Here is a 19,033-nt window from a genome sequence, read left to right on the forward strand (position 1 = left end):
AATGAAAAGAAGAACTGCAAGAGAAAAGGCGTTACAAACATTATTTCAAATTGATGTGAGCAATATTGATCCGAAAGAGGCCATTACACATGCGCTGGATGAACAAGAATCAGATCCTTTTTTCGAGGAACTGGTTTTCGGTGTGCTTGAACAAAAGGACAAGCTTGATGACATGATCTCACAGCATCTAGTGAATTGGAAACTCGATCGTATTGCAAACGTAGACAGAGCCATTTTAAGGCTGTCTGTGTACGAGATGGTGTATCAAGAAGACATCCCAGTTAGTGTCTCAATGAATGAAGCGATTGAACTTGCCAAATTATTCGGCGATGATAAAGCACCGAAATTTGTAAATGGTGTACTTTCGAACATTAAAAACGACCTAAAGCAGCAATAGGAGGATTCGACATGACAGCAACAATCATCGATGGGAAAGAAACAGCAAAAGAAAAGCGTGAACAATTAGCAAAAGAAGTAGAAGAGCTAAAACAAAAAGGAGTCACACCTGGTCTTGCCGTTATTCTAATCGGTGATGATCCGGCTTCACTTTCTTACGTACGCGGGAAGAAAAAAGCAGCAGAAGCAATGGGCATGCATTTCCAGCTTGATCATTTAGATGCTTCTTTAACAGAAGAAGAATTGCTTCAGCTGATTGATCAGTACAATGCGAACGATCAATTCCACGGGATTCTTGTTCAACTTCCACTGCCTAAACACATTTCTGAAAAAGCCGTTATTGAACGTATTTCACCTGAGAAAGATGTAGATGGTTTCCATCCATTAAATATCGGGAAAATGCTGCTTGGGGAAGATACATTCCTTCCTTGTACACCAGCAGGTATTGTTGAATTATTGAACAAAACGGGTGTCGATCTTTCTGGAAAAGAAGTGGTTGTTGTGGGCCGCAGCAATATTGTCGGCAAACCAGTTGGACAATTGCTGTTAAATGAAAACGCAACGGTTACTTACTGTCATTCAAGAACGGCAAATATTTCAGAACACACGTTAAAAGCGGACATTTTAGTTGTTGCCGTCGGTCGAGCAAATTTTATTAAAGCTGACCAAATCAAAGAAGGCGCAATTGTCATCGATGTAGGAGTCAATCGTTTGGATACTGGGAAGCTTGTTGGGGATGTTGATTTTGAAGGAGCAAAAGAAAAAGCTTCTTACATCACACCAGTCCCTGGCGGAGTCGGTCCAATGACGATTACGATGCTTGCACACAATACGGTTAAATCAGCAAAACGTACATTAGCATAAGCTTTATCCATTCATCCACCTGCATGCTGCCGGTGGATGAATGTGCGTTTTTGAAGAGGAGGAATACGTCATGAGTGAAAAAGCCTTTGTGACGGTCACAGCCCTTACAAAATACATAAAAAGAAAATTTGATGTTGATCCGCATTTAGAAGATATTTGGATCAAAGGTGAGTTATCCAATGTGAAGATTCATTCAAGAGGTCATGTGTACTTCACCTTAAAAGACGAAAACGCACGCATGCAAGCTGTCATGTTCCAGCGTTCCGCAGCAAAGCTGCCTTTTTCACCAAAAAGCGGAATGAAAGTGTTTGTACGCGGCGGAATTCAAGTATATGAACCAAGCGGCAACTATCAATTATATGCAAAAGAAATGCAGCCTGATGGTGTTGGTGCTCTTCATCTCGCTTATGAAGAGCTGAAGAAAAAGCTGGCAAGTGAAGGCTTATTTGATGCGCGCTATAAAAAACCAATTCCTGAATATCCAGAGGTTGTTGGTGTCATTACATCCCCAACAGGAGCGGCTGTCAGGGATGTCATTACAACGATTAACCGGCGTTATCAGCAGGCGAAAATCATTGTGCTTCCGGCGCTTGTCCAAGGTGAAAATGCCACGCGTTCAATCGTAGAGAGGATCAAGGAAGCAAATGAAAAACAGCTTTGTGATGTCTTGATTGTCGGAAGAGGAGGCGGTTCGATCGAAGAACTTTGGGCCTTTAATGAAGAAGCTGTCGCAAGAGCGATCTTCGCATCAGACATTCCAATCATTTCTGCAGTAGGGCACGAAACGGATTTTACAATCAGTGATTTTACTGCAGACATGAGAGCACCCACACCAACAGGAGCAGCCGAGCTCGCTGTTCCAAGCACAGCCGATTTAATAGAACGAATCAAATCCATCGACATTCGGCTGACAAGGGCCGTGAAGAATCGAACATCACAAGCGAAAGACCGTCTTGTGGCGCTGCAATCCTCTTATGCTTTCCGTTTTCCAAAACGATTGCAGGAGCAAAAAGAGCAGCAATTCGATTTGGTATTTGACCGTTTTCAAAAACAGCTGACGAGACAAATTGAACAAAAACGCAGTCAACTAGACCGCCAGACATACAGGTTGAAGCCGCTTCATCCAAAAGAACAGCTGCTTCAAGCGAAAAAACGCCATGCCAATGAAACAGAACAGCTCATCCGAAGCATGAATGTGCAAATGAAAACAATTCATTCGCAGTTCCAATCTGTTCTTGGTAAACTAAATGCATTAAATCCACTTCAGGTGATGGAAAGAGGCTACAGTTTAGCCTATAAAGACGATGAACTGATTAAAAGTGTGAACCAAGTCGATACGAAGGATCAGCTGGCTATCACCATGAAGGATGGACGTCTGATTTGTGAGGTTATTGAGAAGGAGGGACAATCATCATGACAGAATCAAATAAACAAAAAGAAGAACAAATGACATTTGAAGAAGCGATGAAAGGTCTTGAGGAGATCGTTGGGAAGCTCGAAGAAGGAGATGTACCACTTGAGCAAGCTATTCATTATTTTCAAGAAGGCATGACACTTTCAAAGCTTTGTCATGAAAAATTACAGCACGTTGAAAAGCAGATGGATTTCATTTTAAAAGAGGACGGTGAGCTGGCTCCTTTCTCAGTGAAGGAGGCAGATGCTGGTGAAAAGTAATTTGCAGGATTTTTTAACAACACGAAAACAGGCCATTGAAGATTATTTATTTACATATGTTCAGGAATTGAAGATTCCTGAAGACCTAAAATCTTCGATGCTTTACTCTCTTAAAGCTGGAGGGAAAAGAATTCGTCCTGTTCTCGTTCTTGCTTTATTACATGCCTACGGCAAAAAAGAAGAAGATGGCATACCGGTTGGCTGTGCTGTAGAGATGATTCATACGTATTCATTGATACACGACGACCTTCCTTGCATGGACGATGATGACCTTCGCAGAGGAAAGCCGACCAACCATAAAGTATACGGGGAAGCAACAGCGGTTCTCGCTGGCGATGCTCTTTTAACAGAAAGCTTCCGTCTGATTACATCTCAGCTATCTAGCAGCGTCTCTCCTGACCAAAAACTCAAAATCGTAGATGAACTTGTGAAGTCAGCAGGTGCGCTAGGCATGGTTGGCGGGCAATTTGATGACATGGAAGCAGAGCAAAAACAAGTCCCTCTTGCAGAACTAGAATCCATTCACGCCCGGAAAACAGGAAAACTTCTCACATTCAGCGTCACAGCAGGTGCAATGCTGGCAGGTGCATCAGATGACGAAATCGAAAAACTAAGAGAATTCAGCTATCATATTGGCATTGCTTTTCAAATCCGTGATGACATTTTAGATCTCGAAGGAAGCGAAGAAAAAATAGGAAAACGTATCGGCTCTGATACGGCGAATGAAAAGTCGACATATCCTTCTTTATTAACGCTTTCAGGAGCAAAAGAAAAACTGCATGAGCACATCACACGTGCAAAAGAAATTGTCTCAAATCTTGAATTAGAGCAGCAATTGCTGCATGAGTTATGTGATCTGATCGCCTCAAGAGATCATTAAAAACAGCCTAGATTTGAGGGTCTTCGAGCAATTGTGGTAAACTGTAAACAGTTTATCATGATGAGACAACTCTTATTCCTGCTTGGTTTTCGTAGGAATAAGGCATTATATATGTAGATAGAAATTTTGTTGAAAGCGAGTTGATCCTGATTGGATCTTTTATCAATAAAAAATCCAACGTTTCTAAAAGGAATGTCAATAGCAGAATTAGAGGAGCTTAGTGCTGACATTCGCATGTTTTTAATTGAGTCCTTGGCTAACTCTGGCGGGCATATCGGTCCGAACCTGGGTGTCGTTGAACTTACGGTTGCCCTTCATAAAGTATTCGACAGCCCGAAAGACAAGTTCCTTTGGGATGTTGGACATCAGTCTTACGTTCACAAGTTGTTAACTGGAAGAGGGGCGGAGTTTGATACACTTCGTCAATATAAAGGACTTTGCGGTTTTCCTAAACGAAACGAAAGCGAGCATGATGTTTGGGAAACAGGCCACAGCTCAACGTCATTATCTGGCGCGATGGGTATGGCGGCGGCGCGTGATATTAAAGGAACAGATGAATATATCTTGCCGATTATCGGAGATGGTGCATTAACCGGAGGTATGGCGCTTGAAGCTCTGAATCATATCGGTGATGAAAAGAAAGATATGATCGTCATCTTAAACGATAATGAAATGAGTATTGCACCAAACGTCGGTGCGATTCACACAATGCTTGGCAGACTGCGCACAGCAGGCAAATACCAATGGGTAAAGGACGAGCTCGAATATTTATTCAAGCGGATTCCAGCTGTAGGCGGAAAGCTTGCTGCCACAGCAGAGCGTATTAAAGACAGCCTCAAGTATTTACTTGTGTCTGGCATGTTCTTTGAGGAAATGGGATTCACTTACTTAGGTCCTGTCGATGGACATTCTTATGAAGATCTTTTTGAAAACCTTGAATATGCAAAGAAAACAAAAGGTCCTGTCTTGCTGCATGTCATCACGAAAAAAGGAAAAGGCTATCAGCCGGCAGAATCCGATAAAATTGGGACTTGGCACGGCACAGGTCCATACAAAATTGATACAGGTGATTTTGTAAAGCCAGCAGCAGCTGCCCCGTCATGGAGTGGTCTTGTCAGTGAAACAGTCAGAAAGCTTGCGCGGAAAGATGAGCGAATTGTGGCCATCACGCCTGCGATGCCTGTTGGCTCAAAACTTGAAGGCTTTGCAAAGGAATTTCCAGAGCGAATGTTTGATGTAGGAATTGCTGAGCAGCATGCAGCCACAATGGCAGCTGGGCTTGCGACGCAGGATATGAAGCCATTTTTAGCGATTTATTCAACGTTCCTGCAAAGAGCTTATGATCAAGTGCTGCATGATATTTGCCGCCAGAACCTCAATGTATTTATCGGGATTGACCGTGCGGGTCTTGTCGGTGCAGATGGAGAAACGCATCAAGGTGTGTTTGATATTGCCTTCATGCGTCATATGCCGAATATGGTGCTCATGATGCCGAAGGATGAAAATGAAGGTCAGCACATGGTCAATACAGCCATTCAGTATGATGACGGTCCTATTGCCATGCGTTTCCCGCGCGGAAATGGTCTTGGCGTGAAAATGGATGAACAGCTGAAAACCATTCCGATTGGGTCTTGGGAGGTTCTTCGTCCAGGGAAGGATGCCGTCATCTTAACATTCGGTACGACGATTAAAATGGCGCTACAAGCAGCTGAGGAACTTCAAAAAGAAGGAAAATCAATACGTGTCGTCAACGCCCGGTTTATTAAGCCTCTTGATGAAGCGATGCTAAATGACATTCTTTCTGAAGGGATTCCGATTTTAACGCTTGAAGAAGCTGTGCTCCAAGGAGGATTTGGTAGCAGTGTATTAGAATATGTACACGACAAGAAAGCATCACATATTAAAGTAGAACGTATGGGTATCCCAGATCAATTTATTGAGCATGGAAGTGTTGATGCCCTGCTTGAAGAAATTGGTCTGACGAAAGCACAGGTTGCTAAAACTTTACGTGACCTGCTTCCCGCAGCACCAAGAAAAGGAATTGGATCATGACATCAAAGAAAGAACGACTTGACGTTTTATTAGTCGAACAAGGACTAATGGAAACAAGAGAGAAAGCAAAGCGTGCCATCATGGCAGGAATCGTTTACTCAAATGAAAACCGTTTGGATAAACCAGGAGAGAAAATTGCTCGTGATACTCCGCTCACAGTGAAGGGGAATCCTCTCAAATACGTAAGCCGCGGCGGGTTAAAGCTCGAAAAAGCGCTCAAAGAATTTGATCTGACAGTTGAAGGGAAATTGCTGATTGATATTGGCTCATCTACAGGCGGATTTACGGATTGTGCTCTTCAAAATGGAGCGATCAAATCATATGCTGTAGACGTTGGCTACAATCAGCTTGCGTGGAAATTAAGGCAGGATGACAGGGTGATCGTCATGGAGCGCACCAATTTCCGCCATTCCGTCCCAGCTGATTTTACTGAAGGATTGCCAGAAGTGGCTTCAATTGATGTATCTTTTATTTCACTTAAGCTCATTCTGCCAGCTTTAAAGCATATTCTTGTTCCGGGTGGTGACTGTATTGCACTCGTCAAGCCTCAATTTGAAGCGGGCAGAGAGCTTGTTGGGAAAAAAGGCATCGTGCGCGAGCCGTCTGTCCACCTCGGTGTACTAGAAGCAATGAATCAATTTGCTGCTAAAGAAGGCTATGATGTAAAGGATGTTTCATTTTCGCCTATCACTGGTGGAGACGGAAATATCGAATTTCTGCTTCATTTAGTGCTTCATCCTGATCAAGAGGAGAATACGGCGCTTCCGGTTTCAGAACTTGAGAAAGTCGTGAAGGAAGCCCATTCCGTATTGAAAGAAAAGAAAAACAGCCCTGAGCCGGCTGACACATGAGATGATTGATACAAAAGGAATAATAGCTCGCTATTATTCCTTTTCAGATTGTTGACAAAGGGTTAAAATGATCTTTATTTTAGCCCTTTGTCTTCTTTTCAGCGTGATAGAAAACCTTTGAAGTCTAGGAAGTTCGAGCACTGGAGCGGAGCGAATTTGACATTCGTGAGCACCAGCGCGCAGGACTGACACCGAATGCGAGGGTTTGTCTACACGCTGAAAGGAATAATAGCTCGCTATTATTCCTTTTTACATGGTCAAAAGACGAGAATCGGCTGGATCTCACGTAATGCTTGTTTTTTGAAGTGTGCATCATATAACATAGAACGTAAAGACAAACTGAGAATAAAACGCCTAGGGGGGTCAAATATGAATAAAGGTCAAAGGCATATTAAAATTAGAGAAATCATTGCAAGCCAAGAAATTGAAACACAAGATGAATTGGTCGATATTTTGAAAGCCGATGGATATAACATCACACAAGCGACCGTTTCTAGAGATATTAAAGAATTACATTTAGTGAAAGTTCCGACGAATAATGGAACATATAAATACAGTCTTCCTGCGGATCAGCGGTTTAACCCGCTGTCAAAGCTGAAGCGATCCCTAATGGATGCATTTATCAAAATGGATGCTGCCAGTCATTTAATTGTTCTGAAAACAATGCCGGGTAATGCTCAGGCGATCGGTGCTTTAATGGATAATTTAGATTGGGAAGAAATTATGGGAACGATTTGCGGAGATGATACCATTTTAATCATTTGCCGCACTCCAGATGATACAGAGACAGTTTCGAGCAAAATTTTAGAGCTTCTATAAAGAATCAGGTTTACTAAAAGAGGTGTCAAATGAGTGTTAGCAGAACTAACCATTAAAAACTTTGCAATCATTGAAGAGTTAACGGTTTCATTTGAAAAAGGACTCACAGTCCTAACAGGGGAAACAGGTGCCGGAAAATCCATCATGATTGATGCTGTCTCACTTCTCGTGGGAGGAAGAGGGTCCTCTGAATTTGTCCGATACGGTGAAAAAAAAGCAGAGCTGGAAGGGCTTTTTCTTGTACCAGCCGATCATCCTGTATTTGCTCTATGCGAAGAGCAGGGAATTGACGCATCAGATGAAATGATGATCCTCCGCCGTGATATTAACAACAGCGGGAAAAGCATTTGCCGGATTAATGGAAAGCTTGTCACCATCTCACTTTTACGTGAAGTAGGACGGCTTTTGCTTGATATACATGGTCAGCACGATAACCAGCTGCTTATGGAAGATGAAAATCATCTGCATTTGCTCGATCAATTTGGAGCAGAAGAAATTGCACCAGCACTCTTGCAGTATCAAGAAGCATATGATCAATATATGAAGACGGCTCAAAAGCTAAGACAGTTGTCCGAGAATGAGCAGGAAATGGTGCACCGCTTAGATTTACTGCAATTTCAGCTAGAGGAGATTGAGGCAGCGCAGTTAGAGCCGGGAGAAGATGAGCGGCTTCAGGAAGAGCGTCATCAAATCAGCAACTACGAGAAAATCTATTCCTCACTCCAAAACGCGTATAACGCTTTGCGTAATGAGCAAGGAGGACTAGATTGGGTCGGCATGTCCTCAAGCGAGCTTGAGCAAGTGTCTGAGATCAATGATGATTTGAAAAAGCTATCTGAACAAGTATCGAATTCCTACTACTTATTAGAGGATTCAACTTTCCAAATGCGAAGCATGCTGGATCAATTAGAATTCGATCCGGCTCGTCTTGATTTTATTGAATCCAGGCTGAATGAAATGAAGCAGTTAAAACGAAAATACGGCACAACCGTTGAGGAAATTTTGGAGTATGCGGCGAAGATTGAAGAAGAAATCGATCAAATTCAAAATCGAGACAGCCATCTGCAGACGCTCAAAAATAAACTGGATGCGATGAGCCGTGATGCCCTGCTGGAAGCACTTAACGTTTCGGAGCTGCGTAAAAAATGGGCCAAAAAGCTAGCGAAGCAAATTCAAACGGAGCTCAAGGATTTGTATATGGAGAAGTCATCATTTGATACAGCTTTTTCTATTCGATATGCGCCTTTTGGCAGCACCGATTGTCCGCTATTAGACGGAAAACCTGTCCAGCTCGGGAAAAATGGAATCGACCAAGCACAATTTGTCATTTCTACAAATACAGGCGAACCGATGAAATCTTTATCGAAAGTAGCCTCAGGTGGAGAAATTTCACGTGTCATGCTCGCTGTGAAGAGTATTTTCTCAGCCAAACAAGACGTCACATCCATTATTTTCGATGAAGTTGATACAGGCGTGAGCGGCAGAGTCGCACAAGCCATTGCTGAAAAAATTTACAAAGTAGCGTCTGGATCACAAGTGCTCTGCATTACACATCTGCCTCAAGTAGCTGCAATGGCTGACACACATCTCTTCATTTCGAAACGCTCGAAAGCGGGCAGAACACTGACGAGTGTCAAACCATTAAGTCATGAAGAAAAAGTGAGTGAAATTGGCCGGATGATTGCCGGTGTGGAAGTGACTGAGCTGACAAAACAGCATGCAAAAGAACTATTGCACCAAGCAAATGATGTCAAAACAACAGGGTAGCTGAATCATCAGCTGCCTTTTTTATATGTTGTGTAAAAGCCGGCGTATATACCCATAAAATCGTCTTTTTCTTTTATCAATTTATCCAATCATTTTCTAAAGCTGCCGGTTATAAATCCTCTCGAAGAAGGCAAAAGTAAAGATGTAGCCAAAACATGAGTGTTCTGGTGTGGGTAAGGAGCGAGGAGAGTGAAAAATGAATGCCCGAAAAGATGAGAAAAGCCATTGGTGTGATTCTCCTTGTTTCTTTAATAAGTACAGGGTTTATGAGCATAGTGAAGGAATACATCAGCATTCCAACAAATGTTGCTGTATTTGAAAAACAGAAGCACTCAATTGACACATCGATTGAAGCGTCAGCCAATGCTTCTTCGCCAGCCTTTAGCCTTTCAGAGAAAGAGAATCAGCTGGATATTACAGGACAAAAGGCGGGAAAAGCCGAAATTGTTTATGATTTTAAAGGATTTCCTATTAAGAAAACAAAAGTTGATGTTCTCCCTGAATTAAAAGTCGTTCCTGGAGGACAATCCATTGGCGTCAAGCTCCACTCTGTAGGAGTTCTCGTTGTAGGTTTTCATCAAATCACAACAGCAGACGGCAAAAAATCACCAGGTGAAGCCGCAGGCATTCAATCAGGGGATATGATCATTGAAATCAATGGTCAAAAAATGGAGAAAATGAATGACCTCACCCCATTTATTCAGAAAGCAGGGAAAACGGGTGAAACGCTTCGTTTGCTCATAAAGAGAGATCATAAAACCTTTCAAACAACATTAACACCCGCAAAAGATGCAAGTGAAGGCATCTATCGAATTGGTCTTTACATTCGTGATTCTGCAGCAGGCATCGGCACGATGACCTTTTTTGAACCTTCATCTAAAAAATATGGTGCCCTTGGGCATGTGATTTCTGACATGGATACAAAAAAACCAATTGTTGTCGACAATGGTGAAATTGTTAGATCAACCGTGACATCGATTGAAAAAGGCACAGGAGGCAATCCTGGAGAAAAATTGGCGAGATTCTCTTCCGAAAGAAAAACAATAGGAGATATCTCCCGCAACAGCCCTTTTGGTATCTTTGGTACGTTAACCGAAAAGCTTGAAAATCATGTAGCAGATAAACCACTTCCAGTCGCTTTATCAAATGAAGTAAAAGAAGGCCCAGCAGAAATTTTAACCGTTGTGGATCATGATAAAGTGGAGAAGTTTGATATTAAAATCGTCAGCACAACACCGCAGAAATTCCCAGCAACTAAAGGAATGGTATTGAAGGTAACAGATGAGCGGCTCTTAAGCAAAACGGGCGGAATCGTCCAAGGAATGAGCGGAAGCCCCATCATTCAAAATGGCAAAGTCATTGGAGCTGTCACACACGTATTCGTCAATGATCCGACTAGCGGGTACGGTGTACACATTGAATGGATGCTGTCGGAAGCAGGAATCGATCTTTATCAAAAAAACAAAAAAGCAAGCTGATCATTTAACTGCCGCGAATCTTCCGGCAGTTTTTTTCTACCCTTTCTTTCTCTTCCATCATGTTATAAAATAAGGAAAAAGAGATTTTTCGACAAAATGAAAAAAAGCATGTTGTCAAATTGCAATAATCGTCGATTCGTTAAGAAAAACATAGAAAAAGCTAGATAATGCTCTATTATTCGGAAAATTAAAGTTTTTTAAAGGGGATAGCATGGTTTTGTCGAATTGAACACTCAGAAGAGAAATGCAAAAGACTAAAGGAATCGACATTGGGGAGGAAAGAACGTGGAGAAAATTAAAGTGTGTGTAGCTGATGACAATCGAGAGCTTGTTGGCCTTTTGACAGAGTACATTGAGGGACAGGAAGATATGGAAGTACTTGGCGTGGCGTATAATGGTCAGGAATGCCTGACATTATTTAAAGATAAAGAGCCCGACGTTCTCCTCTTAGATATTATTATGCCTCATTTAGACGGTCTTGCTGTACTAGAACGCCTCCGTGAAAACAATGAAATGACAAAACAGCCAAGTGTGATTATGCTAACGGCCTTTGGACAAGAAGATGTCACGAAAAAAGCAGTTGATTTGGGCGCATCTTATTTCATTTTAAAGCCATTTGATATGGAAAACCTAGTAGGTCATATTCGTCAAGTCAGTGGAAACGGCACACAAGTTACCCATCGCTCTTCATCAATCCAAAACAGTGTTCTTCGAAACAAACCTGAACCGAAACGTAAAAACTTAGATGCGAGCATTACGACCATTATTCATGAGATTGGCGTGCCCGCTCATATTAAAGGCTATTTATACTTAAGAGAAGCGATTTCTATGGTGTACAATGACATTGAGCTTCTCGGAAGCATTACTAAAGTGTTGTACCCGGACATTGCGAAGAAATTTAACACGACCGCTAGCAGGGTAGAACGAGCGATTCGTCATGCCATTGAAGTCGCTTGGAGCAGAGGGAACATTGATTCCATTTCCTCACTCTTTGGTTATACTGTCAGCATGTCAAAAGCGAAACCAACCAATTCAGAATTTATTGCCATGGTAGCTGATCGTTTGCGATTAGAGCATAGAGCTAGCTAGTTTATTTTCATGAAAAAACGTTTCTTCATTGAGACGTTTTTTTATTTTGAAACATGTTGTCAAAAATTGGTTAGGTTGATAAAATCATTTTAATGTTTAAATTGGACAAACGGGCTGCTTTATTTTCAGAATAAAATGAAAAATAAAGCATGAAAAAAATAAAAAAGACATAAAGTAGTGGTAATCAGCTGCGCCAATCGATCATGAAGTCTTCAAAATAGAAAAAGAAAACGCTCATTCGTAAGAAAAAGGATGAGAGGAAAAGGTCTTATGGAATTGGTAATTAAAGCAAACGAGATCGAAAGTTCTATTTCTATTGACCTGATTGATTGGCGTTTTAAAGTCACTGGCTTCTTAGAGATTGTGCCATTTGAACTGAATATTCCCATTGTCGAATTTAATAATTTTCACATTCTTTTACTATGCTATAATAATGAAAAGAAGAGGGTGAGGTTATGGGAAAGCTGAAAATCCACTCTGCTGAGGTAGCGAACGAAATTAGCAAGTGGACGAGGGTCATTTCTCAGAATGACTTAGAAAAATCTGCTGTCTATAAAGAGAAAATTCAGAATTTGCTAAAAAATACAGATGAAGACCGTGAAGTTCTCCTTTATTATCAGCTTGTTGACGGCAGACATGAAATGTTACTTGGAAATATTGAAAAAGCCAATCAAATTATGAAAAGTGTCGGAACGCTCGATGAGAAGGCAGATGACATTATTAATTTTTATTTTTACTTTTACAAAGGCCAATATGCTGCATATGTGAAAAAGTATGATGAAGCCATTAGTTTTTACAAAATTGCAGAACAGCGGCTAAAACGTGTGAATGAAGACCTTGAAGTAGGAACTTTTCACCATAAGGTTGCTTCAATTTATTACGAACTGAAACAAAATTTCATATCCATTAATCATATTAAAAAAGCCATCGATACATTCAAAGCGCATGAAGAGTATACAGCGCAAGCAATTGACAGCTTGATTTTACATGCAAGTAATTGTATTGATTTGTTCCAATTCGATGAAGCAGAGGAGAAGTATCAAGAAGCTCTTGAGAAAAGTAAGCGCATTAACAATGAAGTGCTGATTGGGAAATGCTATCACAATTTAGCTGTTCTTTATTATGCAAAGCATGATTATGAAAAAAGCGCACATTATGCAAAAAAAGGAATGGGCATTCAAATTCACCGTGACAATAGTCATTATTACATCCAATCTTTATATGTTCTGGCAAACGCCTTAGTGCATCTAGGAGATCAAGAGGCGAGGGAATATATTAAAGAGGGTATTCTGTATAGTTGTGATATCCAAAATAATGAATATATAGTAAAATTTGAAATTTTGGATTTGATGTGCGAGAATAGTGGGGCAGCAGACGTATTCTCTGAAAAATTAGACTACATAGAAAAAAATAGATTATATGTGGAGCTTGAGGATTTGTCTGAACAAATATCGAAATACTTCAAGGAACGAAATGATTATCAAAATGCCATTCGTTTTCTTGAAAAGAAATTCGATGCACAAATACTTCAAAAGAAAGTGGAGGTTATCTTATGAAAAAGTTGTTGTTAGGTGTAACCGTTGTTACAGCAGTCGCAGTTGTTTCTTCCCTTTTTGCTCTTGACGTAGAGACGACAGAGCAAGCCATCAGAGCGATTACGTGATCGAATTTATCTGTCAACCTCTTCATGCGAATCAGAAGAGGTTTTTTTATGTGCTCAAAACTGGAAAAACGAAAAAAGACACGTCATAATGAAAGGAAGCATCATATTTAGAGGTGACCTATGACGAAAATTTTTGCACACAGAGGCTTTAAAGGCATTTATCCTGAAAACACCATGATAGCCTTCGAGCATGCACTCCATTCGGGAGCTGACGGAATTGAGCTGGATGTTCAGCTGACGAAAGACGGCAGACTTGCTGTCATTCACGATGAGAAACTGAACAGAACCACGAATATGAAAGGTTTAGTGAAAGACCATACATATGAAGAATTAAAAGCAGGAGATGCGAGTCATTCTTTTTATGAACAAACCGGTGCTGTATCCATTCCTCTTTTAGAGGAAGTATTAGAGCTAGTGACGCAGCAATCATCATTGATCATTAATATTGAACTGAAAAACTCCATTTATCGATATCCAGGTATCGAGGAGAAAGTAAAAAAGCAAATCGAGCATTTTCAAATAGAAGACCGTGTACTTGTTTCATCGTTTCATCACGGCAGTTTAGCTCTTTTTCACAAACTGATGCCGCATGTTGAACTTGCTGTACTCACAATGGATGTGATTCATCAGCCGGAAATGTATATAAAAACAGTACCAGCAAGAGGCTATCATCCAAATATTAAGGGTGCAGGCGTGACCAAAGAGGTTGTGTCAGCTCTACATGCATCTCAGCAAGTAATCAGGCCGTTTACAGTAAACAGTGAAAAGCAAATGAAAAACATGTTTTCCTTAGGTGTCGATGGCATTTTCACTGATTTTCCTGACCGAGCCGTGAAAATAAGAGAAGAAATGAAATAAAGACCTGCTATCATCAGCGGGTCTTTTTTCACGTTTTATCTCTGCTTAAAGCGAGCAGTCACTTTATTTCGTTTACGGTCTCTATATAAAATAAAGCCAGCCACTACATAAAGCCCTCCCCCTAAAAATAACAACCCTGCAATTCCTTGCAGCCATAAAAATGGAAATGGTGCAATGATGATGCCGAAAACAGTGTCACGCAGCAGCTTAATCCCAAGTGCAGCAAGCGCGCCAGGTATTAAAATAATCACTAGTGCAAGTATTCTCCCCATCAAATGTCCCCTTAAACGTCATTTACTTCCATTGTCTAATTCAAAAAATATTTTGTCAAGAAAGGAAAACGTGGTAATATAAGAGTTGTGCAATTTTTTGCAACGGAAAAATATGGTGTGCAAATTTTTTCATATAAAGGGGTAACGGGATGCAGAGAGTCTTGATTGTCGGTGCGGGACAAGGTGGATCAGCATTGCTAGAAACATTGCTGAAAACAAATATGATTCAAATCATTGCGATCGCCGACCTTGATCTTGAGGCACCGGGGATGGCAGAAGCGAAAAAGAATGGAATTGATACGACAACGGATTGGAAAGAATACATAAAAGATGACATTGATATCATCATTGAAACAACAGGCAGTTCAGCAGTGCTGAAAGAACTGATGGAAGAAAAGCCGGAGCATGCTGTCATTGTTCCTAGTTCAATGGCTTACGTCATATCAGAATTAATGTCAGAAAAACAACAGCTAATTCAAATATTAAAGGAACAAACCTATAAGCATGACCGCATTTTTAATGCAACGAACGATGGGATGATTTTTATAAACATGGACGAAGAAGTCGTCCTGTTTAATCGATCAGCGGCCAAAATGGTTGGATGTTCGCAAAAAGATGCGATTGGCCGCGACATACGAGAAGTGATCCCAAACACAAAACTTCCCGACATTTTAAGATCGAGAGAGCCAGAATTTAATCAAAAACAATTTCTGAACCAGCAAATACAAATTGTCACAACGCGTTTGCCAATTATTGATGACGCGGGGAGAATGCTAGGTGCTTTATCCATCTTTAAAGATATTACAGATGCCGTTGAGCTTGCGGAGGAAGTAACGAACCTTAAAGAAGTGCGAACCATGCTGGAGGCGATCATTCAATCGTCAGATGAAGCCATATCGGTTGTTGATGAGCAGGGAAAAGGGATCTTGATCAACCGAGCTTATACGAAAATGACTGGATTAACAGATAAAGAAGTTGTGGGGAAACCTGCAGGTGCAGATATTTCTGAAGGAGAAAGCATGCATTTGAAGGTACTTGAAACAAGAAGACCGGTTCGAGGCGTCAGAATGAAAGTCGGGCCAAATAAAAAAGATGTGATCGTCAACGTAGCGCCGGTTATCGTTGATGGCATCTTAAAAGGCAGTGTCGGCGTCATTCATGACGTATCAGAAATACAATCACTTACGAATGAACTAAATAAAGCAAGGCAGCTTATCCGGACACTTGAAGCAAAGTACACATTTGAAGACATCATTGGAGAAAGTGAGCAAATGCTTGTGGCACTTGAGCAGGCAAAGCTAGGCGCAAAAACGCCAGCCACCATTTTACTCCGGGGAGAATCAGGTACTGGAAAAGAGCTGTTTGCGCACGCCATTCACAATGAAAGTGACCGGAAATATAATCGCTTTGTACGGGTCAACTGTGCAGCCTTATCTGAGACCCTTTTAGAGTCAGAGCTTTTTGGCTATGAAGAAGGAGCGTTTTCTGGTGCAAGGCGCGGCGGGAAAAAAGGACTGTTTGAAGAAGCGAATCAAGGCAGCATTTTCTTAGATGAAATTGGTGAGATGACGCCAAGTACACAGGCGAAGTTGCTGCGCGTCATGCAGGAGAAAGAAATTGTAAGAGTAGGCGGAACAAAGGCAATACCAGTCGATGTTCGTGTGATCACGGCGACAAATGTCAATATTGAAAAAGCGATGGCGGAAGGAAAGTTCAGAGAGGATTTATATTATCGCATGAACAGATACCCGATCTCTATCCCGCCGCTAAGGCAGCGCCTTGAGGATATTGACTCGTTAAGCAAACGTCTCATCCAAAAGATCAATTTAGACTATGGACGGAACGTTCGCGGGTTAACAGAACAGGCACTTCATAGACTGCGATCATATAAGTGGCCTGGAAACGTAAGAGAGCTTGAAAATGTACTTGGACGAGCCATGATCTTTTTAAACCCGCAAGAAGAATGGATTGATGAGGGGCATATTTCTTTCATGGAGTCTGAAGATCAGGAAGAAAAAGAGCAGCAGGAACTGGCTGTCAGTCAATTTGAGGGGGAGACGCTTTCGGATGCTGTTGAGGCATTTGAAGCGCAGCTAATTAAACAAACCCTTGAAAAGCATCAATTCAATCGCACGAAAACAGCGAAAACGTTAGGGATCAGCATACGGAACCTTTACTATAAAATGGATAAATATCAACTTGCAAAAGATAGCATGCAATAAAATGCATGTAAACTGCAAAAGATTGCACGAATGTCATGCGAATTGCCTCATTTTACTGCATTTCAAACTGGCACGGAACTTGCATATAAAACATGAACCGAGCACAAGGAAAGGTGGGCATATATGAAGCTTGACGATCTGATTATGAAAGCCGCCCAGCTGCAGAATAAAACGGCGGCTGTGGCTCATGCAGAAGACGAAGAAGTGCTTCATGCCATCAAGATGGCAATTAAGCGAAAGGTCGCTCGCTTTCTCCTGGTTGGGAACAAACGCAACCTGAAGGAGCTAGTGAAACAGCATGAAATCGATGAGGACTGGATAGATATTATTCATTCAGATTCTCCCGAAGAATCTGCCAAAATAGCCGTGCAGGCAGTGAGCGAGAAGCATGCAGATATTTTGATGAAGGGGCATGTCCCGACAGCCGTTCTTTTAAAAGCGGTACTGAATAAAGAATATGGGCTCAGGACAGCAAGTGTCTTATCACATGTCGCAGCATTCGAAGTACCGGGCTTTGACCGCTTTATTTATGTCACAGATTCTGCGATGAACATCGCGCCCGATTTAAATATGCTGAAAGAGATTACGATCAATTCTGTTCAAGTAGCACAAGCTGTCGGAAACGACATGCCAAAGGTTGCAGTGCTTTCTGCGGTCGAGGTCGTGAATCCGGCAATGGATTCAACTTTAACTGCGGCAAGTCTAGCGCAAATGAATCGGCGGGGGCAAATTTCTGGATGCCTGATTGATGGGCCTCTTGCTTTAGATAATGCCATCTCTCAAACGGCAGCTTCTCATAAAAATATTACGAGTGATGTAGCCGGCCATGCAGATATTTTGCTTGTGCCAACAATTGAGGCAGGAAACATTCTTTATAAATCTCTCATCTACTTTGCACATGCGAAGGTGGGAGCTGTGGTGGCAGGAGCCAAGGCGCCGATTGCTTTAACAAGCCGGTCTGATTCAGCTGAAAGTAAGCTTTATTCAATTGCGCTTGCCATCTGTACATCAAATTAAGCGGAAGTAATAGGAGGAATAACACAATGGAACTTTTTAAATATATGGAACGATACGATTATGAGCAGCTTGTATTTTGTCAGGATGAGCAGTCTGGCTTAAAAGCGATTATTGCGATTCATGATACAACACTTGGACCTGCACTAGGCGGAACGAGAATGTGGACGTATGAAAACGAAGAAGCAGCTATTGAGGATGCACTGCGTCTAGCAAGGGGAATGACTTATAAAAACGCGGCAGCAGGACTTAATCTTGGCGGCGGAAAAACAGTGATCATCGGTGACCCGAGAAAAGACAAAAACGAAGAAATGTTCCGTGCCTTTGGACGTTACATTCAAGGGCTGAATGGCCGCTATATTACAGCGGAAGATGTCGGTACAACGGTAGAAGATATGGATCTCATACATGAAGAAACCGATTTTGTCACAGGTATCTCTCCTGCATTTGGTTCATCCGGAAATCCGTCTCCAGTCACAGCTTACGGTGTATATAAAGGGATGAAAGCCGCTGCCAAAGCTGCTTTCGGTACAGATTCATTAGAAGGAAAAACAATTGCTGTCCAAGGTGTTGGAAATGTGGCCTACAATCTGTGTAAACATCTGCACGAAGAAGGCGCACAGCTTATTGTCACAGATATCAACAAAGACTCTGTCAAGCGAGCTGTTGAAGACTTCGGCGCAAAAGCAGTCGATCCTGACGATATTTATGATCAAGCATGTGATATTTATGCACCGTGCGCACTTGGTGCAACCATTAACGATGTAACCATTCCAAAGTTAAAAGCAAAAGTGATTGCAGGTGCTGCAAATAACCAGCTAAGAGAAACGCATCACGGAGACCTTATCCATGAAATGGGGATTGTATATGCTCCTGACTATGTGATCAATGCAGGCGGTGTGATTAACGTGGCTGATGAGCTTTATGGCTATAATTCAGATCGTGCGATGAAAAAAGTCGAAGGCATTTATCAAAATATTGAACGTGTGATTGAAATTTCAAACCGTGATGCCATTCCTACTTATAAAGCGGCAGACCGATTGGCTGAAGAGCGAATTGAAAGAATGCGCAAATCAAGAAGTCAATTCTTGCAAAATGGTCAACATATTTTAAGTCGTCGCTAATTGGAAGAAT

General features: G+C 41.6%; 18 protein-coding genes. 17 read left to right on the forward strand and 1 reads right to left on the reverse strand.

Features of this window, described 5'->3' with window-relative positions; translation table 11 throughout:
• Nucleotide 1 precedes the first annotated feature (1 nt).
• The 14 genes from nusB to QSJ46_RS07345 all read left to right on the forward strand — a co-directional run bounded on the left by nusB (nt 2) and on the right by QSJ46_RS07345 (nt 14,391).
• Nucleotides 2-397, forward strand: coding sequence for a transcription antitermination factor NusB (nusB, locus tag QSJ46_RS07280; protein ID WP_012010530.1), 396 nt, complete (start codon nt 2-4; stop codon nt 395-397).
• An 11-nt stretch (nt 398-408) separates the two neighbouring features.
• Entirely contained in the window at nt 409-1,260 is an 852-nt protein-coding gene (gene folD, locus QSJ46_RS07285) for a bifunctional methylenetetrahydrofolate dehydrogenase/methenyltetrahydrofolate cyclohydrolase FolD (protein ID WP_039179869.1), read from the forward strand.
• 70 nt (nt 1,261-1,330) lie between these two features.
• Nucleotides 1,331-2,677: an exodeoxyribonuclease VII large subunit gene (gene xseA / locus QSJ46_RS07290; protein ID WP_041086139.1), complete on the forward strand. Its 1,347-nt coding sequence runs from the start codon at nt 1,331-1,333 to the stop codon at nt 2,675-2,677.
• Nucleotides 2,674-2,934: an exodeoxyribonuclease VII small subunit gene (locus QSJ46_RS07295; RefSeq protein ID WP_039179863.1), complete on the forward strand. Its 261-nt coding sequence runs from the start codon at nt 2,674-2,676 to the stop codon at nt 2,932-2,934. The genes xseA and QSJ46_RS07295 overlap by 4 nt, the downstream gene beginning before the upstream one ends.
• On the forward strand, nt 2,918-3,814 hold the full coding sequence (locus QSJ46_RS07300; RefSeq protein ID WP_181286116.1) for a polyprenyl synthetase family protein: 897 nt from the start codon (nt 2,918-2,920) through the stop codon (nt 3,812-3,814). Before QSJ46_RS07295 ends, QSJ46_RS07300 begins: the two co-directional genes overlap by 17 nt.
• Before the next feature lie 150 nt (nt 3,815-3,964).
• Complete coding sequence (gene dxs / locus QSJ46_RS07305; protein WP_047202274.1) at nt 3,965-5,866, forward strand: 1-deoxy-D-xylulose-5-phosphate synthase; 1,902 nt, start codon at nt 3,965-3,967, stop codon at nt 5,864-5,866.
• Entirely contained in the window at nt 5,863-6,717 is an 855-nt protein-coding gene (locus QSJ46_RS07310) for a TlyA family RNA methyltransferase (RefSeq protein ID WP_212040004.1), read from the forward strand. The genes dxs and QSJ46_RS07310 overlap by 4 nt, the downstream gene beginning before the upstream one ends.
• Nucleotides 6,718-7,086: 369 nt before the next feature.
• Nucleotides 7,087-7,536, forward strand: a complete 450-nt coding sequence (gene ahrC, locus QSJ46_RS07315) for a transcriptional regulator AhrC/ArgR (RefSeq protein WP_024422938.1) — start codon at nt 7,087-7,089, stop codon at nt 7,534-7,536.
• Nucleotides 7,537-7,569: 33 nt separating this feature from the next.
• The gene (gene recN, locus QSJ46_RS07320) at nt 7,570-9,303 is read left to right on the forward strand and encodes a DNA repair protein RecN (RefSeq protein ID WP_107163375.1); all 1,734 of its coding nucleotides are present in this window, start codon (nt 7,570-7,572) and stop codon (nt 9,301-9,303) included.
• Between the two features lie 200 nt (nt 9,304-9,503).
• A complete protein-coding gene (gene spoIVB / locus QSJ46_RS07325; RefSeq protein WP_039179850.1) occupies nt 9,504-10,781 on the forward strand; it encodes a SpoIVB peptidase in 1,278 nt (425 codons plus the stop codon).
• A 285-nt stretch (nt 10,782-11,066) separates the two neighbouring features.
• Nucleotides 11,067-11,870 (forward strand): sporulation transcription factor Spo0A, encoded by an 804-nt coding sequence (spo0A, locus tag QSJ46_RS07330; RefSeq protein ID WP_024422935.1) that lies wholly within the window; start codon nt 11,067-11,069, stop codon nt 11,868-11,870.
• 270 nt (nt 11,871-12,140) lie between these two features.
• Nucleotides 12,141-12,338 (forward strand): hypothetical protein, encoded by a 198-nt coding sequence (locus tag QSJ46_RS07335; protein WP_047202271.1) that lies wholly within the window; start codon nt 12,141-12,143, stop codon nt 12,336-12,338.
• The gene (locus QSJ46_RS07340) at nt 12,326-13,426 is read left to right on the forward strand and encodes a Rap family tetratricopeptide repeat protein (RefSeq protein ID WP_048239244.1); all 1,101 of its coding nucleotides are present in this window, start codon (nt 12,326-12,328) and stop codon (nt 13,424-13,426) included. The genes QSJ46_RS07335 and QSJ46_RS07340 overlap by 13 nt, the downstream gene beginning before the upstream one ends.
• Nucleotides 13,427-13,653: 227 nt before the next feature.
• Nucleotides 13,654-14,391, forward strand: coding sequence for a glycerophosphodiester phosphodiesterase (locus QSJ46_RS07345; RefSeq protein WP_064497583.1), 738 nt, complete (start codon nt 13,654-13,656; stop codon nt 14,389-14,391).
• 35 nt (nt 14,392-14,426) lie between these two features.
• On the opposite strand, the gene QSJ46_RS07350 is transcribed toward QSJ46_RS07345, so the two are convergent.
• A complete protein-coding gene (locus tag QSJ46_RS07350; RefSeq protein ID WP_039179838.1) occupies nt 14,427-14,663 on the reverse strand; it encodes a DUF2627 domain-containing protein in 237 nt (78 codons plus the stop codon).
• A gap of 149 nt (nt 14,664-14,812) precedes the next feature.
• Here QSJ46_RS07350 and QSJ46_RS07355 point away from each other — a divergent pair, with 149 nt between their 5' ends.
• From QSJ46_RS07355 to bcd, 3 genes are all read left to right on the forward strand, one after another.
• A complete protein-coding gene (locus QSJ46_RS07355) occupies nt 14,813-16,885 on the forward strand; it encodes a sigma-54 interaction domain-containing protein (RefSeq protein WP_047202268.1) in 2,073 nt (690 codons plus the stop codon).
• 123 nt (nt 16,886-17,008) lie between these two features.
• Nucleotides 17,009-17,902, forward strand: a complete 894-nt coding sequence (gene yqiS, locus QSJ46_RS07360; protein WP_047202267.1) for a phosphate butyryltransferase — start codon at nt 17,009-17,011, stop codon at nt 17,900-17,902.
• 26 nt (nt 17,903-17,928) lie between these two features.
• Nucleotides 17,929-19,023 carry a branched-chain amino acid dehydrogenase gene (gene bcd, locus QSJ46_RS07365; protein ID WP_285604520.1) on the forward strand — a complete coding sequence of 365 codons (1,095 nt, stop codon included), beginning with the start codon at nt 17,929-17,931 and terminating at the stop codon, nt 19,021-19,023.
• Nucleotides 19,024-19,033 lie beyond the last annotated feature (10 nt).

This window comes from Bacillus sp. YKCMOAS1 (genome assembly GCF_030268125.1).
GTDB classification, from domain to species: Bacteria; Bacillota; Bacilli; order Bacillales; family Bacillaceae; genus Bacillus; species Bacillus safensis.